The organism is Pseudomonas sp. GW823-FHT03E05 (assembly GCF_058796855.1).
Map to the genome: position 1 here is coordinate 529,350 of NZ_JBXAJB010000005.1, position 24,205 is coordinate 553,554.

A 24,205-nucleotide genomic window follows, 5' to 3' on the forward strand; every position below is an offset into this window, starting at 1 on the left:
GCAGTATTTTTTCGATTTCACGGGTCAACAGGCAGCCTTTTGATCCAGGTGGCGGCGCGTGCCAGGCCGCTCAACCAGACTCGCCGGGCCTTATTTTCGTGCCCGCGGGCCTGCTTTCACAATTTGTCAGGTGGTTTTATGGACAGCATCAACAGCCGCATTGCCGAGGAACTCGGCGTACGCCCACAACAGGTCGAAGCGGCCGTCGCTCTATTGGATGAAGGCTCCACCGTGCCCTTCATCGCCCGCTACCGGAAAGAAGTCACCGGCAGCCTCGATGACACCCAGCTGCGTCATCTGGAAGAGCGCCTGCGCTACCTGCGAGAACTCGACGAACGGCGGATCAGCATCCTGGCCAGCATCGAAGAGCAAGGCAAGCTGACCCCGGAGCTGGCCCGCGACATCAAGCTGGCCGACACCAAGACCCGCCTCGAAGACCTTTACCTGCCTTATAAGCAGAAGCGCCGCACCAAGGGCCAGATCGCCCTGGAAGCCGGCCTCGGCGAACTGGCCGACGGCCTGTTCAACGACCCGAACCTGGCTCCGGAAACCGAAGCCGCACGCTTCGTCGACGCCGAAAAAGGCGTGGCCGACGTCAAGGCCGCCCTGGAAGGCGCCAAGTACATCCTGATGGAGCGCTTCGCCGAAGACGCCAGCCTGCTGGAAAAGCTGCGCAATTTCCTCAAGCAGGAAGCGACCATCAGCGCCCGCGTGATCGCCGGCAAGGAAGAGGAAGGCGCCAAGTTCCGCGACTACTTCGAACACGATGAACCACTCAAAAGCATGCCATCGCACCGCGCCCTGGCAATTTTCCGTGGCCGCAACGAAGGCATTCTCAGCTCCGCGCTGAAAGTCGGTGACGAACTGCCGGGCACCATGCACCCGTGCGAAGGCATGATCGGCCAGCAATTCGGCATCCAGAACCAGAACCGCCCGGCCGACAAATGGCTCGGCGAAGTGGTGCGCTGGACCTGGAAGGTCAAGCTCTACACCCACCTGGAAACAGACCTGCTGGGCGAACTGCGCGATGGCGCGGAAACCGAGGCGATCAACGTCTTCGCCCACAACCTGCACGACCTGCTGCTGGCCGCTCCGGCCGGCCCGCGCGCCACCCTGGGCCTGGACCCGGGCCTGCGCACCGGCTGCAAGGTGGCGGTGGTGGATGCCACCGGCAAGCTGCTGGACCACGCCACCGTCTACCCCCATGTGCCGCATAACAAGTGGGACCAGACCCTGGGCATTCTGGCTGCCCTGTGCGCCAAGCACTCGGTGGACCTGATCGCCATCGGCAACGGCACCGCCAGCCGGGAAACCGACAAGCTGGCGGCCGAGCTGATCAAGAAATACCCGGCCATGAAGATGACCAAGGTCATGGTCTCCGAAGCCGGTGCATCGGTGTACTCGGCCTCGGAGCTGGCGGCCAAGGAATTCCCGGACCTGGACGTATCGATCCGTGGCGCGGTGTCCATCGCCCGCCGCCTGCAGGATCCACTGGCCGAGCTGGTGAAGATCGACCCGAAATCCATCGGTGTCGGCCAGTACCAGCACGATGTCTCGCAACTGAAACTGGCCCGTGGCCTGGACGCGGTGGTGGAAGACTGCGTGAACGCCGTGGGCGTCGACGTCAACACCGCCTCCGTGGCCCTGCTGGCGCGGATCTCCGGCCTCAACGCGACCCTGGCGCAGAACATCGTCAGCCACCGCGACGAACACGGTGCCTTCAAGACCCGCGCCGCGCTGAAAAAAGTCGCCCGCCTGGGTGAAAAGACCTTCGAACAGGCCGCCGGCTTCCTGCGTGTGATGAACGGCGACAACCCGCTGGACGCTTCCGCAGTGCACCCGGAAGCCTACCCGCTGGTACAACGCATCGCCGCCGACACCGGCCGCGACATCCGCTCGCTGATCGGCGACAGCGGCTTCCTCAAGCGCCTGGACCCGAAAAAGTTCACCGACGAAACCTTCGGCCTGCCCACCGTCACCGACATCCTCCAGGAACTGGACAAGCCCGGCCGCGACCCGCGCCCCGAGTTCAAGACCGCCGAGTTCCAGGACGGTGTCGAAGACCTCAAGGACCTGCAACTGGGGATGATCCTCGAAGGCGTGGTGACCAACGTCACCAATTTCGGGGCCTTCGTCGACATCGGCGTGCACCAGGACGGCCTGGTGCACATCTCGGCGCTGTCGGAGAAGTTCATCAAGGACCCACGCGAAGCGGTGAAGGCCGGTGACGTGGTGAAAGTGAAGGTCATGGAAGTCGATATCCCGCGCAAACGTGTCGGCCTGTCGATGCGCATGGGCGACACCCCGGGCGAGAAGATCGACGGTGCCCGCGGCTCCCGCCCCGGCTCGGCGCCACGCTCCTCCCAGGGCAATGCACCGCGCAAGGAGAGCGCCGCGCCCGCCCCGAGCAACAACGCCATGGCCTCGCTGTTCGCCAACGCCAAGCAGTTGAAGAAACGCTGATGCAGATCCCTGCCGGCCTGACCGAAAGCGCCTTCAGCCAATTGCTCGGCTGCCGTCTGCAACGCCTGGAAACCGGCGAAGCGGACGTCGCCCTGGAGCTGACCCCGCAACTGCGCAATCGCGGGCAGAAGCTGCACGGCGGGGCGATCTTCAGCCTGGTGGACATTGCCATGGGGCTGGCCTGCTCCAGCACCCACGGCTTCGACCAGCAGAGCGCCACCATCGAGTGCAAGATCAACTACATCCGCGCCGTGGCCGAGGGCGAGGTGCTGTGCCGGGCCAAGGTGATCCACCCCGGCCGCCGCACCCTGGTGGTGGAAGCGGATGTGATCCAGGGCGACAAACTGGTCGCAAAAGCACAAGGCACCTTCGCGGTCCTATAGCTCCCTGTCATGTATTTGGGTTAATTTCGGCGCTGCAAAAGCGGCGTCGGAGTTTTCTGCCCGCGCTAAAGCCAGATTCAGGGATGAAGGATTGGCGTTTTCAGGCGAGTCGGCTTGACTCAAAAACCAGGCGAAAACGCCAGTTTTAACTTCACCCTTGTAGACCGTCCTGCCCACCCCCATATTGGGGCGACTGACGCGTGAAGGAATCCAACTTGAGCGAACTTCTCAACCGCCGCCTGGCTCTGCTCGGCGAGCGCGCTAACCTCTCTCTGCTCGAGCAGTGCCTGCACGGCATCGAACGTGAATGCCTGCGTGTCACCGGCGAAGGCCGCCTGGCACAGACCCCGCACCCGGAAGAACTGGGTTCCGCGCTGACCAACGAACAGATCACCACGGACTACTCCGAGTCGCTGCTGGAGTTCATCACCCCGGCCCTCAAGGACCCGGCGGACACCCTGGCCAGCCTCGACAAGATTCATCGCTTCGCCTACAGCAAGCTCGGCAACGAGTACCTGTGGAGTCCATCGATGCCGTGCCCGTTGCCGGCCGAGGAAGATATCCCCATCGCCTACTACGGCACCTCCAACATCGGTCAGCTCAAGTACGTGTACCGCAAGGGCCTGGCCCTGCGCTACGGCAAGACCATGCAGTGCATTGCCGGGATCCACTACAACTTTTCCCTGCCGGAACAGCTATGGCCGCTGCTCAAGCAGGCCGAGGGCTTTGTCGGCACCGACCGTGACTACCAGTCCTCGGCCTACATCGCGCTGATCCGCAATTTCCGTCGCTACAGCTGGCTGCTGATGTACCTGTTCGGTGCCTCGCCGGCCCTGGACGCGGGCTTCCTGCGCGGCCGCTCGCACCAGCTGGAGCAGTTGGACGCCGAGACCCTGTACCTGCCCTACGCCACCAGCCTGCGCATGAGCGACCTGGGCTACCAGAGCAAGGCCCAGGCCGGCCTGACCCCTTGCTACAACGACCTGAACAGCTACACCGACAGCCTGCGCAAGGCCGTGGCCACGCCCTACGCGCCCTATGTGGAAGTCGGCACCCACAAGGATGGCGAGTGGGTGCAACTGAACACCAACATCCTGCAGATCGAAAACGAGTACTACTCCAACATCCGCCCCAAGCGCGTGACCTACACCGGCGAGCGGCCGATCCAGGCGCTGATGGCCCGGGGTATCCAGTACGTCGAAGTACGCTGCCTGGACATCAACCCGTTCCTGCCACTGGGCATCGACATCCAGGAAGCCCGCTTCCTCGACGCCTTCCTGCTGTATTGCGCACTCAACGACAGCCCGCTGTTCGAGAACAACGAGTGCGGCAATGCCACCTCGAACTTCCTCGCCGTGGTCAAGGAAGGCCGGCGCCCGGGCCTGCAGCTGCAACGCCAGGGCCAGCCGGTGGAAATGAAGGAGTGGGCCGCCCAACTGCTGGAGCAGATCGCCCCTCTGGCCGCCCTGCTCGACCAGAGCCATGGCAGCGACGTGCACAGCAAGGCCCTGGACGCCCAATTGGCCAAGGTCAAGGATTCGTCCCTGACCCCTTCGGCCCAGGTGCTGGCGGCCATGAGCGAGCACAAGGAGAGCTTCACCCAGTTCTCCCTGCGCCAGAGCCAGGCCCATGCCGAGTACTTCCGCAGCCAGGCCCTGAGCAAGGAAGAGCAAGCCGCGTTCGAAGAAGCGGCGCGCAAATCCCTGGAACAGCAGACCGAGCTTGAACAGAACGAGGTGGGTGATTTCGACGTGTTCGTCGGTGCCTACCAGGCCAGCATCCTGGCCATCAGCAACTGACGCTTCGCCGGCCAGCCGGCTCCTACACCCCTCCCGTAGGAGCCGGCTTGCCGGCGAACAGCACGCTGCATATTCCCCTCATAAGCTAATGCAAATAAGTTATTTATTTCTGCATTCTTAGATCATTTAGTCTCCTCCCACGCCGATCACCGGCCGCCTATGAGGAGCCTCCCATGAAACTGCATTTCCCCCTTCGCCTCCTGGCGGCCGCGTCCCTGGCCGCAGCGAGTTTCTTCGCCCAGGCGGCCGACGTCACCGTCGCCTACCAGACCACCGTCGACCCGGCCAAAGTGGCCCAGGCCGACGGCAGCTATGAAAAAGCCACCCAGGCCAAGATCAACTGGCGCAAATTCGATAACGGCGCCGACGTCATCGCCGCCATCGCCTCCGGCGATGTGCAGATCGGCTACCTGGGCTCCAGTCCGCTGACCGCCGCCATCACCCGCAAGGTGCCGGTGCAGACCTTCCTCATCGCCACCCAGATCGGCGCCGCCGAAGCCCTGGTGGCCCGGGACGGTTCCGGGATCAACAGCCCTCAGGATCTGGTCGGCAAGAAGGTCGCCGTGCCCTTCGTTTCCACCGGCCACTACAGCCTGCTGGCAGCCCTGAAGCACTGGAACATCGACCCCTCGAAAGTGCAGATCCTCAACCTCGCGCCACCGGCGATCATCGCCGCCTGGAAGCGCGGCGATATCGACGCCACCTACGTCTGGGACCCGGCCCTGGGCGTGGCCAAGGAAAACGGCAAGGTGCTGATCACCTCCGGTGAACTGGCCAAGTTCGGCGCGCCGACCTTCGATGCCTGGATCGTGCGCAAGGATTTTGCCGAGAAGCACCCGGAAATTGTCAGCGCCTTCGCCAAGGTGACCCTGGATGCCTACGCCCAGTACCGCAAGGACCCGCAAGCCTGGCTGGCCAACCAGGGCAACGTCGACAAGCTGGTGAAACTCTCCGGGGCCAAGGCCAGCGATATCCCGCTGCTACTGCAGGGCAACGTCTACCCACTGGCCGCCGACCAGGTGGTCAGCCTCGGTGCGCCGACCACCAAGGCCATCACCGACACCGCCGCGTTCCTCAAGGAGCAGGGCAAGGTCGAGGCAGTGCTGCCGGACTACGCCCCCTACGTCAGCGCCAAGTTCATCCCTGAATAACCCGCGTCAGGACAGGAGATAGCCGTCATGGCCTTGCTACAACTGGAGCGCATCAGCGCACAGTACCCCGGCGCCGCCGAACCGGTGCTGGCGGATATTTCCCTGACCCTGGGGCCACAGCAACTGCTGGTCGCCCTGGGCCCTTCCGGCAGCGGCAAGACCTCGCTGCTGAACCTGATTGCCGGCTTCGTCGAACCCAGCGCCGGGCGCATCCAGCTCGATGGCGTACCGGTGCAGGGCCCCAGCGCCGAACGCGGCGTGGTGTTCCAGGACGATGCCCTGCTGCCCTGGCAGGACGTGCTGGGCAACGTCGCCTTCGGCCTGCAACTGGCCGGCGTGGCCCGCGACAAGCGCGAAGCCCGGGCTCGGGAAATGCTTGCCCTGGTGGACCTGGCCGGCTTCGACAAGCGCCGCATCTGGCAGCTCTCCGGTGGCCAGAAGCAGCGTGTGGGCCTGGCCCGCGCCCTGGCGGCCGACCCGCGGGTGCTGCTGATGGACGAACCCTTCGGTGCCCTGGATGCCTTCACTCGCGAGCAGATGCAGGAGCTGTTGCTGCAAGTCTGGCGGCGCACTGCCAAGCCGGTGTTCCTGATTACCCACGACATCGAGGAAGCGGTGTTCCTGGCCACCGACCTGATTCTCCTGGCACCCAACCCGGGGCAGATCGTCGAACGCCTGAACCTGGACTTCGGCCAGCGCTACGCCGCCGGCGAGTCGGCGCGGGCGATCAAGTCCGACCCGCGGTTCATCGAAACCCGCGAACACGTGCTGGCCCGGGTGTTCTCCCAGCGCAGCGCCACCCAGCAGCAGGAGCGGCCATGAGCAGCTACGAGATTCCCGCCACCGCCACCGGCGATGCCAACCCCAAAGCGCCACAAATCGCGCGCCGCAGCCTGAGCACCCGCTGGATCAGCGTGCTGACCCTGGTGGTCCTGCTGGCCTTGTGGTGGGCCGTCACCGCCACCGGCCTGATCGAGCCGCTGTTCCTGCCGCCCCCTTCTGCGGTGCTGCAAAAGGGCTGGTTGCTGGCCACCAGCGGCTACATGGATTCCACCCTATGGCAGCACCTGGCGGCGAGCCTGCAACGCATCGGCCTGGCCCTGGGCTTTGCCGTGCTGACGGCGATTCCGGTGGGCATCGCCATCGGCGCCAACCGCATCGCCCGTGGCGTGCTCGACCCTTTGATCGAGTTCTACCGGCCGATTCCGCCCCTGGCCTACCTGCCGCTGATCGTCATCTGGTGCGGCATTGGCGAGCTGTCCAAGGTGCTGCTGATCTACCTTGCGATCTTCGCCCCGATCGCCATCGCCACCGCCACCGGCGTGCGCACCGTGGACCCGGCGAAGCTGCGCGCCGCCCAGTCCCTGGGGGCTACCCGGGCCCAGCTGATTCGCCATGTGATCCTGCCCAGCGCCTTGCCGGACATCCTCACCGGCGTGCGCATCGGCCTGGGCGTGGGCTGGTCGACCCTGGTGGCGGCAGAGCTGATTGCCGCCACCAGCGGCCTGGGTTTCATGGTGCAGTCCGCCGCGCAATTCCTGGTCACCGATGTGGTGGTGCTGGGGATCCTGGTGATTGCCCTGATCGCCTTCGCCATGGAAATGGGCCTGCGCGCCCTGCAGCGCAAGCTGGTGCCCTGGCATGGCCAGAGCCACTGACTGGCGCCTGCCTTGCGTCGATTGCCCCGGTTGTCTGTAGCCGCTGCCGAGCCCCTGCGAGGCTGCGACCGAGCGCGCAGCGATCGACCAGGACGACCGCGCTGCAAGGGTTTGCGTCTGCTGCGCAGCCGTTCGCAGCCTCGCCAAGGCTCGGCAGCGGCTACAAGAGCCGTGCATGCCAGCGATTTCAAGATTGATGCAGATAAACCGAATCCGACCACGCCGACGTCCGGCGCCGTACAAGAGAACGACCATGAGCCTGACCATCACTCCTCTAAGCTCCGCCCTCGGCGCCCAGATCGGCGGCATCGATATCAGCCAGCCCTTGAGCATCGAACATCGTGACGCCATCGAGCAGGCGCTGCTCAAGCACCAGGTACTGTTCTTTCGCAACCAGCCGGTCACCCCGCAGCAGCAGGCGCGTTTCGCCGCCTGCTTCGGCGACCTGCACATCCACCCGATCTACCCCAATGTGCCGGAGCAGCCGGAGGTATTGATCCTCGATACCGCCGAGACCGACGTGCGCGACAACGCCATCTGGCACACCGACGTAACCTTTCTGCCGACCCCGGCCCTGGGCGCGGTGCTCAGCGCCAAGCTGCTGCCGGAGTTCGGCGGCGATACCCTGTGGGCCAGCGGCATTGCCGCCTACGAGGCGCTGTCGGAGCCGATGAAGAATCTGCTGCAGGGCCTGACCGCGACCCACGACTTCACCAAGTCCTTCCCTCTGGAGCGCTTCGGCAACACCCCCGAGGACCTGGCGCGCTGGGAAGAAACCCGACGCAAGAACCCGCCGCTGTCGCACCCGGTGATCCGTACGCACCCGGTGAGCGGGCGCAAGTCGCTGTTCGTCAACGACGGCTTCACCACCCGGATCAATGAGCTGTCGGAGAGCGAAAGCGCAGCCATCCTGCAACTGCTGTTCGCTCACGCCACCCGCCCGGAATTCACCATTCGCTGGCGCTGGCAGGAGAACGACATTGCCTTCTGGGACAACCGCGTGACCCAGCACTATGCGGTGGACGACTACCGTCCACAGCGCCGGGTGATGCAGCGCGCGACCATTCTTGGGGATGTGCCGTTCTTGCGCTGAAACGGGGGGATGCAGCAAACCCCGGCCGCGCTGCATGAGCGGGGCCGGGGCCACTGGCTATTTGACGCCGGCGGGGGCTTTCTTCTTGCGATTGCCGATATGGATCGCCTGGCCATTCACGGCCAGCGCGGCTTCATGCAGGGCTTCGGACAGGGTCGGATGGGAGAACACCATCATCCCCAGGTCCTCGGCGCTGGTGCCGAACTCCATGCCGATGGCCCCTTCCTGAACCAGCTCCGCCGCGCCCGGCCCGATCACATGCACGCCCAGCACGCGGTCGGTGCCTGCATCGGCAATCACCTTAACCAGCCCGGCGGTGTCGTTGGCCGCCATGGCCCGGCTGCTGGCAGCGAACGGGAAGGTGCCGATGTTCAACTCGACGCCCTCGGCCTTGAGGGCCTGCTCGGTCTGGCCGACCCAGGCGATTTCCGGGTGGGTGTAGATTACCGAGGGGATCAGGTCGTAGTTCAACGGGTGCCGATGCCCGGCAATCCCCTCGGCCACCATCACCCCCTCTTCAGAAGCCTTGTGCGCCAGCATCGGGCCGCGTACCACGTCGCCAATGGCGAACACCCCGGGAACGCTGGTGCAGCACTGGCCATCGACGTGGATAAAACCGCGTTCGTCCAGGTGCACGCCGCTGTCGGCGGCCAGCAGATCGGTGGTCAGGGGGCGGCGACCGACGGCGACGATCAGCCGGTCGAACACCTGCTGCTTGTCCTCGCCGGCCTCACTGAGGCTGACCTTGACGCTGTCGCCCTGCACTTCGCAGGCCGTCACCCGGGCGCCCAGGCGGATATCCAGGCCCTGCTTGCCGAGGATCTTCTGCGCCTCCTTGGCGATCTGCGCATCCACCGCCGGGAGGAAGCTGTCGAGGGCTTCCAGCACTGTGACTTCAGCCCCCAGGCGTGCCCAGACCGACCCCAGTTCCAGGCCGATGACGCCGGCACCGATCACCCCGAGGCGCTTGGGCACCTGGGTGAATTCCAGGGCGCCGGTGGAGTCCACTATCACCTCGCCGGCCAGGGGCGCCGCGGGAATGTCGATCGGCCGCGAGCCGGGAGCCAGGATGATATTGCCGGCGCTGATGCGTTGTGTGCTGCCATCGGCGGCGGTGACTTCCACTTCCTTGTTGGCCAGCAGCTTGCCGTGACCTTCCAGCAGGGCCACGCCATTGGCCTTGAACAGCGAGGCAATGCCGCCGTTGAAATTGCGCACCACGTTGTCCTTGCGCGCCAGCATGGCCGGCACATCCATCTGCGGATTGCTGATGCCGATGCCGTGCACTTCGAATCCGTTGCGCGCTTCGTAGTAGTGGTGGGAACTGTCCAGCAGTGCCTTGGAGGGAATGCAGCCAACGTTCAGGCACGTCCCGCCCAGGGCGGTCTTGCCATCCTTGCCCTTGTAGCGCTCGATGCAGACTGTCTTGAGCCCCAGTTGCGCGGCCCGGATGGCGGCGACATAGCCGCCGGGACCCGCACCAATAACGATCACATCGTAACTTTCACTCATAGATTGCCGTCCTTTGCACAGACAAACTCGACCACGGCCTCCATGGTCGCGCTGTCCTTGAGAATTTTCAGATGGCCCAACCCGCGAGTCTGCAAGACCCGCCGGTGTCGCAAGCCTTCGGCGAAGGATTGCAGGTCATCTGCCGGGACTTCCTGATCCTGCTGGTCATGCACCAGCAGCACCGGGACCTCCACCTGGCGCCCATAACGGCTGACCGCCAGGCTGGCCATGTCCTTCTGATAGCGTTGCTCAACCAGAAGTTGCATGCGTTGCCTGACGTCATCGTTGATCCACAAAAATGCGCCAAAGCGCCGGACCACGTTTTCGATATCGGCCGGCGCGGCCACCAGGACCGCCCGCTGGAAACCCTTGCCGACCGGAGTGCTCAAGGCATACCCGGCGGCAGCGCCGCCCAGGGAGTGACCAATCACGGTGTCGAAGGGCCCCAGTTGCTTTTGCACCTGGTCGAGCATGCTGACGAAGGTCGGCAGCGAGGCCTGCCGACCGCCGCTGCCGCCATGGCCGATGCAGTCGAAGGAGAGGACCTCGCAGCCCTCCTCCAGCAACAGCGGGATCAGGTACTGCCACTGGGTGCTGGCGCCACTCCAACCGTGCACCAGCACCACGCGGCGCCGGACCTGCGGTGGAGTCCAGCGAAAGCAGCGCAGGCGCCCCTGGTCGGTTTCCAGGTCCTGCACCGTGGCGCTGGGCAAGGTCTGCGGAAAATGCTGGCGCAGCCGTTGTGGCGTCGTGAACATCTTCAGCGCCCGTGCTGCAGCGCGCTGGGGAAAAAGCCGCGACTCGATCCAGAAGCTGCAGCGAAGCAGCCCCAGAACTCCGTTGTAAATGCCCTTGAAGAGCATCTTCCTGAAGCTGTTGCGCCGGCCCCTGGCAGGTGCCGGCCTTGGCTCTTGGGTCGCCATCTTCCTTCCTCATCGACTACAGAATTCAAGCGCTGGGCTACAGCTTCACCATGTTGAAGTCCAACTTGCTCACGCCGCATTCCGGGCAGGTCCAATCCTCGGCAATGTCGTCCCAGGCGGTGCCCGGAGGCACCCCCGAATCCGGATCGCCAAGGCGTTGATCGTAGATCCAGCCACAGATCAGGCACATCCACAGGCCGGATTCGGCCACAGCGTTTTCAGCGTAGGTGCTCATGGGTGGTCAACCATCATCAAAGGGTTATGCGTTGTTCTCATGCGCTGGCCTGGGCCACTTCGGCCACCTTGACGTTCTCCACGAGGAACTGCGCCACCTGCTCCAGCACCGCGGCATCGGAGAGGATCCGCACATGCCCGAGCCCGGACACCGGCTCCAGCTTGGCCCATGGCATCAGCGTGGTGATCTGCTGCGCTTCGCAGAACGGCACGATCGGGTCGTTGAGGTCATGCAGCACCAGGGTTGGCAGTTGCAGGGCGTTGCCCAGCGCCGGGATATCCCAGTGCTCCACCGGCACGCCGTTGCGTTTCCACAGTTCCCGGTGCATGGCCTGGACCACCGCCGGCTTGAGCTTCAGGTAGCCGTTGGCCCAGCGCTGGATCACCACCGGCAGGTTGGCCGGCGAACCCAGCAGGCACAGGGCCTTGATCCGATGAGTCTCGGCCAGTTCGGCCAGGGCTCCGGTGGCGGCGATCCCGCCCAGGGAATGGGCAACGATACCCACCACGTCACCGAGGGCGACAATCGCCGCTTTCACCGCGTCCTTGAACTCGGTCATGGTGCTCAGCGAGCCCGGCGAGATGCCGTGGGCCGGCGCATCGAAGGTCGCGACCTTGAAGCCCTGGCGCTGCAGGACCCGGGTGAAGGAATACAGGCTGCGGCTGTCCGCACCCCAGCCATGGACCAGCAGGATGGTCTGGTTGCCCGTGCCCCACTGATAGCCATGGGGAACGCCGGGGATACCCTTGATATGGAAACGCTGGGCGCCCAGGGGGCTCATTTCCTTGTCCGGCTGCTTGATGTATTCCCGGGTGTAGCCGAACAGGTCGGTGGCCTTGGCCCCGGCGGTCTCCAGCGACACCGATCCCAGCACGCCCATGTAGCTGCGCAGCATCTGCTGCTTCATGGTCAACGGGCCGTTGGCGGCCCGGGCTCCGGGGGTGCTCGGGTCACCGGCCGCCTGGGCTGGTTGGTCGAAGGACTCATAGAAACCGTTCACCGGGTCGTACAGGTGGCAGCTACGCGCCACGTGCCACACGTCCTGCACGGTCATGGGCTTTTCCCGGACCATGCCGGGGAAGGCCGTCTTCAACGCGGCCTGGGCTTCGGGCAGGTTGTAGTGGGGAATGATCGGCGCCACATGGTGCGCGGTGTGCACCGAAATGTAGTGGGTCAGGAACAGCAGCCACTTGGGGTACATGTAGTCGGTGGTCAGCAGCAGGCGGCTGCTGTTGAAGCTCCAGTGTTCCTTGGTGAGGAACGGGGTCTCGTCGCTGATGTGGTGCATCATGGTGGTCAGGCTGAACCAGGCATGGGTCGCCAGCCACGGGGCGATGAAGTACAGGAACAGACCGGTGAAGCCGGTGAAGTAGACCAGGGTCGGCAGGTAGATCAGCGCAGCCACCACCATGAACAGGATCGAGCGACGCACTTCGTTGCGCGCTTCGAGCTTGTGGAACATCGACGGACGGAAGCCCGAGTGACGCTGGTAGTTGACCGTGCCCAGCCAGAACAGCCAGGTGCGGGTGCTGCTGTAGACCAGCTTGTCCCACCAGGGCATGGCGTCATATTGCACGCGCAGCACCGGGCGCCAGTCGACGTCCATTTCCAGGTTGTTGGTGTTGGCGTGGTGCATGTTGTGCATGTGGCGCCAGCCGTGGAACGGGTACAGCAACGGCAGCAGCGCGATGTGCCCGAGGATGTGGTTGAAGCTGCGGTTGCGCGAGAACGAGTTGTGCCCGCAATCGTGAGCGACACAGAACAGGCCCCAGCCGCCCAGGCCCGCCACCAGCCACAGCGGCAGGTAGAACATCCAGTGCACGTGGGCGACCGCCACGATGGCACCGATGTAGAGCATGTAGCTGACGACGAAGCTGAGCATCCCGCGCCATACCCGCGGCTGATACAGGTGCTTGGGGATTGCGTCGGTCAGACGCAGGCCCTCGATCTCCTGAGAGCGTCGGAGCAGGTCATTGAATTTATCGTTTTTTTGCGAGGGCATCTGTGCAATGGCCATGGCCAAGCTCCTGCGAAGTCAAACTTCGGATGTGGTCAGTTCATTGGCCAGGTATTTGGACAGGTCATCGATGCTGGAGTATTCGAACAGCAGGGCCGGCGACAGGCGCTGCTCCATGAACTTCTCCAGGTCACCCGCCACCTTCACCGCTACCAGCGAATCGAGGCCGTAGGACTCGAAGCTGCGGGCGGTATCGACCTGGGAAGGATCGATCTTCAAGAGCGCGCCCATCTTCTGCACCAGCCAATGCTTGATGCTGTCCTCGTTGAGTTCGACCGCCGCCTGTTTTTTCTCTGAGAAGCTCAGAGTGCTCAGCAAATTGGAGATGAAATTGGACATAGGATCTTCCTTGATGAGTGAGGTGGTTAATACGATCAGCCGATTGGGCGTTTCAGGACGAGGCCTGGCGCTTGCGGACTTTGTCGATCATTGCCTGGGACGGGGAACGCAGGTCTGAGACCAGTCTCAGCTTGCCCATTAACGCCAGTGTCCAGCCCGACAGGTCGGGCTCCCACCAGTGCACGCCATGCCGGTACCAGGCAGGGAATGCGTGGTGATTGTTTTGCAGCCCCTCGCCAAAGGTGAGGAAGGCCACGATCCAGTTGTTGGTGCTCTGGTCGTGGGTCACGAACGGGCGAGCGCCGTAGCGGTGGCAGATGGAGCCCACACACCAGGCCGCCTGGTTGGCGACGAAGATCCGCGCCAGGCCGCCGAAGATCAGGCCGCTCCAGGCACCGGACCAGCTCTGGCTGACCAGCCCGCCGATCACCCCTGGCAGGATTACCCCCAGGGCCACCCAGAACAGGTAGGTCTGGTTGTAGAAGAACAGCCGGCGGTCGCGCAGGATGTCCGGGGCGAAGAAGTTCCAGCTCGACATGTCCGGGGCCAGCATCCACGGCATGTGCGCATGCCACAGCCCCTTGGCCCGTTGCCAGCGGCTCTGGCCCATGAGGTTGGGGGAATGCGGGTCACCGTGCTGGTCGCTGTAGGTGTGGTGCCGGCGATGGGTGGTGACCCAGAACAGGATCGGCCCCTGGGCCGCCATGCAACCGGCGATCAGCATCAGGCTGCTCATCAGCCGCGAGGTCTTGAACGCACGATGGGCCAGGTAACGGTGGTAGCCCATGGAAACCCCGAACATCTGCACCGCGTAGAACACCGCGAAGAGGATGAAATCCAGGGCATGGACCTGGCCGGTGAACCATAGCCGGATTGCCTCGAAAGTCCCGAACAGGGGCACCAGCATGACTGCCAGCGCGATCCGCGCCTTGGTCCTGGCCGCACTCGGGCTCAGCTGGGCAACCCCGCCGACCTCTGGTGTCGCTGTGTTGGTGAGTATCTCGTCCATGAATTGCTTCCTGTGAGGTAGGGACCGGCAATCAGCTTTCTGAAGGTTCTGCAGCCACGGTCGGGCCGGGCCGTTTGACATCCCAGGCCAGGCCGCAGAGGGCGAGCAGCTCGATGAACAGGCCGCCAATATCCAACTGCCAGGGTTTCAGGCCGGCATGGGCCAGCGCCGGGAAGGCGTGGTGGTTGTTGTGCCAACCGCCCCCTACCGTCGGAATCGCCAGCCAGAACACGTTGCGGCTGGTGTCCCGGGTCTTGTGGTCGCGGCCGCCAACCCGGTGGGCAAAGGAGTTGATGCACCAGGTGGCGTGGTCCACCAGGAAGATCCGCACGAAGCCGCCCCACAGCAGGCCGCTGAGCGCGCCCTCCCAGCTGCGGGTTATCAGCCCGCATGCCAGGCTGGGCAGCAGCAGGCCGAGGATGATCCACAGGTAGTAGCGCTGGTTGATCTGCATGATCAGTCGATCGCGCAGCAGGTCCGGCACGAACTGGCTCCAGTTCTGCTTGCGCAGGCTGAACAGCCAGCCCAGGTGAGCGTGCCACCAGCCCTGGATATTGCCGATAAAACCCGCCTTGAGCGGACGCGGCGAATGCGGGTCGCCTTCCTTGTCGGTGAAGGCGTGGTGCTGGCGATGGGTCGCCGCCCAGAACAGGATCGGGCCCTGCGCCGCCATCGAACCGGCGATGCCGAAGAATGCGGTGATCACCGGGCCGGCCTTGAACGCATGGTGGGAAAAGAAGCGGTGCATGCCCACTTCCACTCCCAGGGCGGTCAGCAGGTACATGCTGGCCAGCGCGCCGATTTCCAGCCAGCCGATGCCCTGATGCCAGGCCAGCACCAGGGCCACCACGGTGCCCACTGCCGGAGTTGCGACCGTCAGCCAGGCCAATTGCCGCTCGCGCTGGCCGGTGCGGTCGATATGAGGATTCATGGCCGTCATGACAGGGCATCCGTAGCAGTTTTAAGGGTAGGTGCCGCAGCCGCGCGACTGGCGCCATAGCGCGCCAGCGTGTCGTTGAGCAGGGCCTTGCGGGTGGCCTGGCGCTGGACCTTGCCACTGGTGGTCAGTGGAATGCCGCCCATGGGCACCAGGTGGATGCGCGCCGGGGCCACGCCGAACTGGCTGACCAGCGCACTGGTGATCACCTGGCGCAGCTGTTCCTGCTGGGCTTCATCGAGTTTCTCGCTGCGCTTGACCTCGGCCACGATCGCCAGTTGTTCCTGCTGGCCGTTATCGATGCCCACCGCCACGCAGCCGTTGCTGCGGATGCGCGGGTCGGCGCTTTCCACCGCCAGCTCCAGGTCCTGGGGATACAGGTTGCGCCCGGCAATGATGATCAGGTCCTTGAGGCGCCCGGTGACGAACAGCTCATCGCGGTGCAGCGCGCCAAGATCGCCGGTGCGCATGAAACGCCCATGGATGCCCGGCAGGCTGGCGCGAAACACCTGCTGGCTCAGCGCTTCCTTGCCCCAGTAGCCGGCGCCCACGTTGTCGCCCTGGACCCAGATCTCGCCGATCTGGCCGTCCGCCACCGGTTGCAGGCTGACAGGGTCGACAATCGCCACACGCAGGCCCGGGGCGACCCTGCCGCTACTGACCAGCGGCAGGGCCCGGGTATCCTCGGCATCGACGATGGCCAGGGTGCCACTGGCGAGTTGGTCCCGATCCACCTGGGTATTGAACGCCGGCTCATCGTGGCGCTTGCCCGAGACCAGTACGGTGGCCTCGGCCAACCCGTAGCAGGGGCCCAGGGCCGCCGGATTGAAGCCGGCGGCGGCAAAACGTTCGGAGAAGCGCGCCAAGGTGCTCTGGCGCACCGGCTCGGCCCCGCAATAGATAGCCTTGAGCTTGCTCAGGTCGAGCTCTGCCAGTTCCTCGTCGGTGATGTTTTCGACACACAGGTCGAAGGCGAAGTTGGGCGCGATGGTGACGTCGGCGCCGTACCTGGACACCGCATCCAGCCAGCGCAGCGGCCGCTGGACAAAGTGCCCGGGGCTGATGAGCACGGTAGGGAAGGCATCGAAGATCGGCTGCAGGATTCCGCCCATCAGGCCCATGTCGTGATAGGGTGGCAGCCAGCTGCAACCCACGCGATTCCTGGCCGGGCCCATCCACTGGCTGGCACTGCGGCAATTACTGTAGAGGTTGTCGTGGGTCAGCATCACGCCCTTGGGCGCCGAGGTGGAGCCCGAGGTGTATTGCAGCAGGGCCAGTTGGCCGTGGGCGAGCGCCTGCCCGCGCCAGGATGAATCCGCCTCGGCCAACTGCTCCGGGTCAACCCACTGGGGCGCGGGCAAATCACCCTGGAGCAGAGCGTTGACCCGCTCCTGGGACCGCATGAAGCGCGAGCTGGTGAGCACCAGTTGCGGATGGGCATCAGCGCAGATCAGTGCCAGCCGCTCCAGCCCCCGGGTCCCCACTGGGGGAAAGGCCGGGATCGCCACGGCACCGGCCAGCAGCAGGCCGAACAGTGAAACGATGTAGTCGATACCGGTCTCGAACAGCATCAGCACCCGTTTTTCACGGGGCTCGAAGATCTGCAGCGCGGCGGCCAATCGTTGACTACGCTTCCACAGCTCGGCGTAGCTGATCGACGCCTCCTCCCGCTCGCCATCGAGCAGATGGATGAAGGCAATGGCATCGGGTTGCCGCCATGCGCGATAGGCCAGTACTTCGGTAACCGAACTTAAACATTCGATGCCCGGGACTTCAGCCAACGGCAGATCATCAACTGCTACATGCGCTGAGATGGCTGGATTGACATCATTAAGATAATCACGAGGCACGGCGTAGTTCATTCAAAATCCTTTTTAAATGGAGAGCCATATATTGACCTGAAGGTCGTTTATTATTTTCAGCACTAAGGAACCGAACAAACGCCCCTAAGAAGGGGAGCTCTTACTAGGCAGTAGACAAAGATGTCATTTTATTGACAGAGCAACGCATTCACTTGATGAATGCATATTTTTTTATGTCCCACAGGGAATAGCGTGGGCAGGAAAGTGAAATCTGGATGCGTTGAGAAGTCTGCCACCAGCTTGTATATTTTGCTAATGCACAAATGGACACTTACAGGGAGAAAATGGACATGGATGTGCTCACGCTTATTGCGCTGGAAGGTGCCATGGGATCGAGTGTCGCGATCACCCTGGATGTGCTGCGAACAGCTAACCAGGTCGCCGAAGTCATGGGCCGGCCAACCATCACCTGGAAGATTATCGGCAGCAGCGAATCGGTTCGCATGCGCAACGGCATGCGCCTGGATGCCCAGCCACTGGACAAGGTCCAGGCCATCGAAGGCAGCATGCTGGTGATCCCTGGACTGGGGCTGGAGAACACCCAGGAGCTGGATTTCTTTGGCTGTCGCCGGGAAAAAAGGCTGCCTGGGCTCAGCCTGTCCAGCGAACTGATCACCCGGCTCGGGCACGCCGATATCCGCAAGCTCAGCCAGCTGGTGCATGACCATCACCGCCGCGGGCAGCAGACGGCGGCGTCCTGTTCAGCAGTTTTCGTCCTGGGTGAGGCGGGGGTTCTGGAGGGGCATACGGTCACCACTCATTGGCAACTGTATGAAACTTTCAAAGAGCGTTATCCCGAAGCGATACTCGACACAAAACGCATGCTTATTCATGACGGTAATATGATTACAGCAGGCGCAGGCATGTCGCAAATGGATCTAATGCTCTACATATTGCGTAATAAGATGGGCAATCAGATTGCTGAATTGACCATGCGTTATCTGTTGATAGATGGTCGACCGGCGCAATATCACTACATGGCCCTGTCCAACTTGCAAACGGAAAACCGTGAAGTTTTGTTAATGGAGAAGTTCATCGAGGATTGCCTGCCCAACGTTCCGCCACTGAGCACCATTGCCGAACATTTGCGTATAACCGAGAAGACCTTATCCCGCAGAATTCGTAGCGCCACGGGAAAGCCGCCCATGGCCTTCATTCAGAAAGTTCGCCTGCAACATGTTCAAAGCTTATTGGAAACCACCAATATGAGCATTGAAGAAGTTGCTTTCAAAGTGGGCTATGCCGATTCCACCGCTCTACGCCGCCTGATGTGGAAAAACATGGGCTGCACCCCCAGCCAGTTGCGCAAGACCCGCTCCGGGCCGCCGATCATCTAGGCCCCGGCTGCTTATCACTTCTCCTCCTCGGCTGCGCCTGGCGCGGCCGGGGGCACCTTGCACAACGGCACCAGCAACAACGCCACCACGAACATCATCGCCATCAGGCGGAACACATCGCCAAAGGCCAGGGTCAGCGCTTCACGCCCCACCAGGCGGCCGAGAATGCCCTGAGCCATCAGGAAAGCGTGGCTGGCATCCGGTGTATCGGCGGCAATCTTCAGCGCCAGTTGGCCCATGAGTTCCTGGGCGGCGACAGCCTTGCTCCCCAGCGACTCGGACAGGCGCAGGACCTGAGTCCGGGCATCGTCCTGCAGCCAGGTGTTGACCGTAGCAATACCAATGGCGCCGCCCAGGTTGCGCATCAGGTTGAACAGCCCGGAGGCCTGGCGCAGTTCAACCCCCTGGAACGAACTCAAGGCCATGTTCACGCTCGGCACGATGCACAGCATCAGGAACAGCCCACGCGCCACCTGCGGCACCAGCAACTCATCGAATCCCCAGTTGGAAGTGACCCGGGAAGTCAGCCACAGGCTCAGCGCCAGGCCGAGGAAACCCACCGAGATGATCAGGCGCCGATCAACTTTTTCCGAGGCTCGGGCTGCAATAATCGTACTGACCAACTGCCCGATGCCCACGACAAAAACCGTGGTGCCGATTTCCAGGCTATCGAAGCCACGCACCCGGCCAAGAAACACCGGCACCAGGTAGGTCGACGAATAAAGGCCAAAACCGATCACCAGGTTCAACAGGCAGGCAATGGAAAAGGTGCGGTCGCGAAACGGCACCAGGGACACGATCGGGTTGTTCGAATACAACGAGCGCTCGATGAACAAACCAAAGGACACAAGGGATACCCAGGCCGCAATGACGATCCCGGTATCGCTGAACCAGTCCTTGCGCGGCCCCTCCTCCAGCACGTATTCAAAACACCCCAGGGCCAGCGCCATGGCGACGAAATGCAGCCAGTCGATACGCCGCAGCATGGACAGGTCCGGGCGATCCACATCGATCAGCAACGCCGCGCCGATGCAGATCAGCAGCCCCGGCAGCACGTTGATGAAGAAGATCCAGCGCCAGTCCAGGTAGAAGGTCACCAGGCCGCCCACCGTGGGGCCCAGGGTCGGTGCCAGCACCGCGGTCATGCCAAGGATTGCCGGGACCATCGCCCGCTGCTTGCCTTCGAACAACACGAACCCCACGGCGAATACCGTGGGCACCATCGCCCCGCCGGCAAAGCCTTGCAGGGCCCGCAGCACGATCATCGACTCGATGTTCCAGGCCATCCCGCAACCCACGCTGAACAGGGTAAAGAACGCCGCGCTGGCAGCGAACAGCCAGCGGGTGGAAATCGCCTGGGCGAGAAACGCCGAGAAGGGAATCATGATCAGTTCGGCAATCAGATAGGCGGTCTGCACCCAGCTCACTTCATCAGGGCCGGCACTGAGCCCGGCCTGCACGTCGTTGAGCGAGGCCGCCACGATCTGGATGTCGATCAGCGCCATGAACATGCCGAAAGCCATGATCGTGAAGACCAGAAACTTGCGCTTGGTGGACTGTTGGCCGGGCTGGGCACCCGCTTCGGAGAGGTCAGTTGCGCTTGTCGTCACGGTAGGTACTTCCCTGTAGTATTGCGACCGACATGTGAATATTATGATCGTAATTCAAAACAGCATGGAGCTTCAACATGGAGCAGAGCACCCAGACTCAGAACGCCATCCTGCAAGCCGCCCAAGAGTCCGAGAAGCCGCGCAAGCGTTCCAAGCGCCCGCTGATCGCCGGCGCTATCGCCCTGACATTGGTAGCAGTCGGGGTTGGCTGGGTGCTGATGGCGCCGTCGACGCAGGCCACGGACGATGCCTACATCGCCGCCGATGCGACCTCCGTCGCGCCGCGGGTCCATGGCCTGGTGACAGAGGTGCTGGTCAAGGATCACCAGAACGTCACCGCCGGGCAGCCCCTGGTGCGCATCAACAGCGAAGAGTTCGACAGCCGGGTATCCCTGGCCGAAGGCGATCTGGCGGACAACCAGGCCCAGGTCGCCCTGGCCGAGGCCGCGCTGACCATCCAGGACGCCGAGCAGCGCCTGGCCAGTGCCCGCGTGCAGGCGGCGCGCACCTCGATCCGCACCAACCAGGCCGAATCCAAGCGTGCCGGTGCGGAGCGCAATCGCTTCGATACCCTGGTCACCACCGGCGCCGTGGCGCGCAATGAAGTGGAGAAATACAGCACCCAGGCCATCTCCGCCGAACAAGGCCTGGCCTATGCCCAGGCCATGTTGCAAGTGGCGGAGAACGACCTTGCGGTCACCACCGCGCAACGGCAACGCCTGCAAGCGCAATTGCAGATGGCCAAGGCCAAGGTGGTAACCGCCAAGGCGCGGCTGGAACTGGCCCAGCAGGACCTGCGCCACACCACCATCTATGCACCGATGGACGGCACCGTCGGCAATCGGCAGATCCAGGTCGGCGATTACGTGCAACCGGGTTCGCGCCTGCTGACCCTGGTGCCGCTGCATGACCTCTATGTACTGGCCAACTTCAAGGAGACCCAGACCCAGCACATGTACCCGGGGCAATCGACGCAGATCAAGATCGATGCCCTGCCGGGCGTCAGCATCACCGGCACCGTGGAAAGCCTGGCTCCGGGTTCAGGCTCGACCTTTGCCCTGCTGCCCTTCGAACCGGGCACCGGCAACTTCACCAAGATCGTCCAGCGGGTGCCGGTGCGCATTCGCTTCGACGCCAACCAGTCCGGCCTCGAACGCCTGCGGCCGGGCCTGTCGGTGACCGCCAAGGTCGACCTCGATGATCCCCAGGACCGTACCGTGGCCGGCAATCCGTCCTCCTTGAAAGTCAGCAGCACGACCAGGTAACGACGCCTGCCGCCCCGCTCCAGGCGGCAAAGCCAACAGCCCCCGGCAGATCGCTCTGCCGGGGGCTGTTTTATCGGTGCAGGGGCAGACTTACCTCACTCTGCCGTCGAAGGTTTTTCCCACAGGTTGATGCGCCCTTCTTTGGCGAAATGATCGATTTCCGCCAGTTCCTCGACACTGAAGCTCAAGTTCTGCAACGCCCCGACGTTCTCGATGATCTGCTCCGGCCGGCTGGCACCGATCAGCGCCGAGGTCACCCGCGGGTCGCGCAGGGTCCAGGCCAGGGCCAGTTGCGCCAGGCTCTGGCCGCGGTTCTTGGCGATCTCGTTGAGCGCGCGGACATGGGCGATATTGGCCTCCGACAAGTGCGAAGCCTGCAACGAGCCGCCCCCCGGACGATTGACCCGCGCATCCTCGGGAATGCCATTGAGGTACTTGTCGGTAAGCAGGCCCTGGGCCAGCGGCGTAAAGGCGATGACCCCGGCGCCGAGCTCCTCGGTGGTGTCCAGCAGGTCCTTCTCGACCCAGCGGTTGAGCATGTTGTAGGCCGGTTGATGGATCAGCAGCGGCACCTTCCACTCCTTGAGCAACGCGGCGATTTCCCGGGTCTTGGCCCCCGAATAGGAAGAAATACCGATATACAGCGCCTTGCCCTGCTGCACGGCGGTGGCCAGGGCGCTGGCGGTTTCCTCCAGCGGCGTATCCGGGTCGAAGCGGTGGGAATAGAAGATATCCACATAGTCCAGGCCCAGGCGCTGCAGGCTCTGGTCGAGGCTGGCCAGTACGTACTTGCGCGAACCGCCGCCCTGGCCGTAAGGCCCGGGCCACATGTCCCAACCGGCCTTGCTGGAGATGATCAATTCATCGCGATAGGCCTTGAAGTCTTCACGCAGCAGGCGGCCGAAGTTGATTTCGGCGCTGCCGTAGGGCGGGCCGTAGTTGTTGGCCAGGTCGAAGTGGTTGATCCCCAGGTCGAAGGCGGTGCGCAGCAGGGCACGCTGGGTGTCGATCGGCGTGCTGTCGCCAAAGTTGTGCCACAGCCCCAGGGACAGCGCCGGCAGTACCAGGCCACTGCGGCCGACACGGCGATAGGGGATGGAGTCGTAGCGGTTTTCAGCAGCTATGTAAGTCATCGAATCCTCTCTGAGTCAGGTCTTTCCAAAACGACTAACGTCGATCAAAGCGCCCCACGGTAGGAGCCGGCTTGCCGGCCAAAGGCCCGCAAGCCTTGGCCACCACGAGCGCTTTCGCTGGCAAGCCGGCCCCTGCGCCAGCCGCGTTGTCACACAAACTGATTTTTCGGTCGCGCCAACCCCAGGTTTTCCCGCAGGGTTCGGCCCTCGTATTCAGTTCTGAACAGCCCGCGCCGCTGCAGTTCCGGAATCACCCCGCCGGCAAAGTCCCGTAGCCCGCCAGGGAGATGCGGCACCAGCACATTGAAACCATCGGCCGCGCCCTCCTCGAACCAGGCTTGCAGTTCGTCGGCTATCTGCCCGGGCGTACCGATCAGGCTGTAGTGCCCACGGCCACCGGCAATCCTGCGCCCCAGCTGGGCCAGGGTCAGGTTGTCCTTGCCGGCCAGCTCGGTGAGCAATTGCTGGCGGCTCTGCTGGCCGCTCTCGGTCAGTGGCAGCGCCGGCAACGGTGCATCCAGCGGGTAGCCGGACAAGTCGAAGTTGCCCAGCATCCTCCCCAACAGGGCCACGCCCACCTCGGGCTCCACCAGGTCCTGGAAGGCTTCGAACTTTTCCCGGGCCTGACTTTCGCTGTCCCCCACCACCACGAATACCCCAGGCATGATTTTCAGGGATTGCGTACTACGATCGTACTGCTTCAGGCGCCCTTTCAGGTCGGCATAGAAGGCCTGCGCGGCGGCCATGGAAGGCTGGGCAGTGAATACCACTTCGGCGGTCTGGGCCGCCAGCTCACGACCGCTCTCGGAAGAACCGGCCTGGACGATCACCGGGTATCCCTGGGGTGGGCGCGCCACATTCAATGGTCCTTTGACCTGGAAGAATTCACCGCGATGGTCCAGTAAATGCTGCTTGTCTGGGTCGAAATACTCGCCACTGACCTTGTCGCGGACAAAGGCGTCGTCCTCCCAGCTGTCCCAGAGCCCGGTGACCACCCGATGGAACTCCCGGGCCCTGCGATAACGTTCCGCGTGCCCAAAATGTTCCTCCCGACCGAAATTCCGCGCTTCGGCGGCATTGTCGGAAGTCACCAGGTTCCACCCCGCCCGACCACCTGAAAGATGGTCAAGCGACGCGAGTTTACGTGCTACGTGGTACGGTACGTTATAGCTCGTAGTGCTAGTGGCAATTAGCCCTATCCGCTCGGTCACGGCCGCCAGGGCCGCCAGTAACGTCAAGGGTTCGAAGTAATCGGAGCGGGCCATGCGGCTGGCGATGGGGCCGGTAGGGGCTGCCAGGCTGTCGGCGACGAACAGTGCATCGAAGCGCGCGGCTTCGGCGATCTGCGCCAGTTCTTTATAGACGGCAAAATCCAGCCCTGCCTGGGCCGGAACATCCGGATGACGCCAGGCGGCAACGTGGTGACCGGTGGCCATGAGAAAGGCGCCGAGCTTGAGCTGGCGAGTGGAACGGGACATG

20 protein-coding genes are annotated in these 24,205 nt (G+C 63.5%); 9 read left to right on the forward strand and 11 right to left on the reverse strand.

Annotated elements, in window-relative coordinates:
* Window positions 1-138: 138 nt before the first annotated feature.
* From AC1RCO_RS22775 to tauD, 7 genes are all read left to right on the forward strand, one after another.
* Window positions 139-2,463 carry a Tex family protein gene (locus AC1RCO_RS22775; protein WP_011058655.1) on the forward strand — a complete coding sequence of 775 codons (2,325 nt, stop codon included), beginning with the start codon at window positions 139-141 and terminating at the stop codon, window positions 2,461-2,463.
* Window positions 2,463-2,846, forward strand: a complete 384-nt coding sequence (locus AC1RCO_RS22780; RefSeq protein ID WP_011058654.1) for a PaaI family thioesterase — start codon at window positions 2,463-2,465, stop codon at window positions 2,844-2,846. The genes AC1RCO_RS22775 and AC1RCO_RS22780 overlap by 1 nt, the downstream gene beginning before the upstream one ends.
* A 215-nt stretch (window positions 2,847-3,061) precedes the next feature.
* The gene (gshA, locus tag AC1RCO_RS22785) at window positions 3,062-4,645 is read left to right on the forward strand and encodes a glutamate--cysteine ligase (protein WP_026020196.1); all 1,584 of its coding nucleotides are present in this window, start codon (window positions 3,062-3,064) and stop codon (window positions 4,643-4,645) included.
* Between the two features lie 173 nt (window positions 4,646-4,818).
* The gene (gene tauA, locus AC1RCO_RS22790) at window positions 4,819-5,796 is read left to right on the forward strand and encodes a taurine ABC transporter substrate-binding protein (protein WP_311167037.1); all 978 of its coding nucleotides are present in this window, start codon (window positions 4,819-4,821) and stop codon (window positions 5,794-5,796) included.
* A gap of 27 nt (window positions 5,797-5,823) precedes the next feature.
* The gene (gene tauB, locus AC1RCO_RS22795) at window positions 5,824-6,618 is read left to right on the forward strand and encodes a taurine ABC transporter ATP-binding subunit (protein WP_492618069.1); all 795 of its coding nucleotides are present in this window, start codon (window positions 5,824-5,826) and stop codon (window positions 6,616-6,618) included.
* The gene (gene tauC, locus AC1RCO_RS22800) at window positions 6,615-7,454 is read left to right on the forward strand and encodes a taurine ABC transporter permease TauC (protein ID WP_041115196.1); all 840 of its coding nucleotides are present in this window, start codon (window positions 6,615-6,617) and stop codon (window positions 7,452-7,454) included. The genes tauB and tauC overlap by 4 nt, the downstream gene beginning before the upstream one ends.
* Window positions 7,455-7,707: 253 nt before the next feature.
* Window positions 7,708-8,547: a taurine dioxygenase gene (tauD, locus tag AC1RCO_RS22805; protein ID WP_041751907.1), complete on the forward strand. Its 840-nt coding sequence runs from the start codon at window positions 7,708-7,710 to the stop codon at window positions 8,545-8,547.
* 57 nt (window positions 8,548-8,604) lie between these two features.
* Here the strand turns inward: tauD and lpdA are convergent, their stop codons facing one another.
* The 8 genes from lpdA to AC1RCO_RS22845 all read right to left on the reverse strand — a co-directional run bounded on the left by lpdA (window position 8,605) and on the right by AC1RCO_RS22845 (window position 17,300).
* Window positions 8,605-10,059 (reverse strand): dihydrolipoyl dehydrogenase, encoded by a 1,455-nt coding sequence (gene lpdA / locus AC1RCO_RS22810; RefSeq protein ID WP_123431243.1) that lies wholly within the window; start codon window positions 10,057-10,059, stop codon window positions 8,605-8,607.
* A complete protein-coding gene (locus AC1RCO_RS22815; protein ID WP_169892889.1) occupies window positions 10,056-10,817 on the reverse strand; it encodes an alpha/beta hydrolase in 762 nt (253 codons plus the stop codon). Before AC1RCO_RS22815 ends, lpdA begins: the two co-directional genes overlap by 4 nt.
* Before the next feature lie 202 nt (window positions 10,818-11,019).
* Window positions 11,020-11,217, reverse strand: a complete 198-nt coding sequence (locus AC1RCO_RS22820; protein ID WP_011058646.1) for a rubredoxin — start codon at window positions 11,215-11,217, stop codon at window positions 11,020-11,022.
* A 37-nt stretch (window positions 11,218-11,254) separates the two neighbouring features.
* Complete coding sequence (locus AC1RCO_RS22825) at window positions 11,255-13,234, reverse strand: alpha/beta fold hydrolase (protein WP_015633761.1); 1,980 nt, start codon at window positions 13,232-13,234, stop codon at window positions 11,255-11,257.
* Window positions 13,235-13,252: 18 nt separating this feature from the next.
* Complete coding sequence (locus AC1RCO_RS22830) at window positions 13,253-13,573, reverse strand: acyl carrier protein (RefSeq protein WP_011058644.1); 321 nt, start codon at window positions 13,571-13,573, stop codon at window positions 13,253-13,255.
* Window positions 13,574-13,625: 52 nt separating this feature from the next.
* Window positions 13,626-14,582, reverse strand: a complete 957-nt coding sequence (locus tag AC1RCO_RS22835; protein ID WP_015633760.1) for an acyl-CoA desaturase — start codon at window positions 14,580-14,582, stop codon at window positions 13,626-13,628.
* A 31-nt stretch (window positions 14,583-14,613) separates the two neighbouring features.
* The gene (locus tag AC1RCO_RS22840) at window positions 14,614-15,522 is read right to left on the reverse strand and encodes an acyl-CoA desaturase (protein WP_015633759.1); all 909 of its coding nucleotides are present in this window, start codon (window positions 15,520-15,522) and stop codon (window positions 14,614-14,616) included.
* The gene (locus AC1RCO_RS22845) at window positions 15,519-17,300 is read right to left on the reverse strand and encodes a fatty acyl-AMP ligase (protein WP_492618070.1); all 1,782 of its coding nucleotides are present in this window, start codon (window positions 17,298-17,300) and stop codon (window positions 15,519-15,521) included. Before AC1RCO_RS22845 ends, AC1RCO_RS22840 begins: the two co-directional genes overlap by 4 nt.
* A 371-nt stretch (window positions 17,301-17,671) precedes the next feature.
* Here AC1RCO_RS22845 and AC1RCO_RS22850 point away from each other — a divergent pair, with 371 nt between their 5' ends.
* Complete coding sequence (locus AC1RCO_RS22850; protein WP_011058640.1) at window positions 17,672-18,718, forward strand: GlxA family transcriptional regulator; 1,047 nt, start codon at window positions 17,672-17,674, stop codon at window positions 18,716-18,718.
* A 14-nt stretch (window positions 18,719-18,732) separates the two neighbouring features.
* Here the strand turns inward: AC1RCO_RS22850 and AC1RCO_RS22855 are convergent, their stop codons facing one another.
* Window positions 18,733-20,328, reverse strand: coding sequence for a DHA2 family efflux MFS transporter permease subunit (locus AC1RCO_RS22855; RefSeq protein WP_065364781.1), 1,596 nt, complete (start codon window positions 20,326-20,328; stop codon window positions 18,733-18,735).
* 77 nt (window positions 20,329-20,405) lie between these two features.
* Here AC1RCO_RS22855 and AC1RCO_RS22860 point away from each other — a divergent pair, with 77 nt between their 5' ends.
* Window positions 20,406-21,593, forward strand: coding sequence for an HlyD family secretion protein (locus tag AC1RCO_RS22860; RefSeq protein WP_011058638.1), 1,188 nt, complete (start codon window positions 20,406-20,408; stop codon window positions 21,591-21,593).
* 95 nt (window positions 21,594-21,688) lie between these two features.
* On the opposite strand, the gene mgrA is transcribed toward AC1RCO_RS22860, so the two are convergent.
* Window positions 21,689-22,726: an L-glyceraldehyde 3-phosphate reductase gene (gene mgrA, locus AC1RCO_RS22865; protein WP_019094917.1), complete on the reverse strand. Its 1,038-nt coding sequence runs from the start codon at window positions 22,724-22,726 to the stop codon at window positions 21,689-21,691.
* A 149-nt stretch (window positions 22,727-22,875) separates the two neighbouring features.
* Complete coding sequence (locus AC1RCO_RS22870; protein WP_492618071.1) at window positions 22,876-24,204, reverse strand: LLM class flavin-dependent oxidoreductase; 1,329 nt, start codon at window positions 24,202-24,204, stop codon at window positions 22,876-22,878.
* Between the last annotated feature and the right edge of the window lies 1 nt (window position 24,205).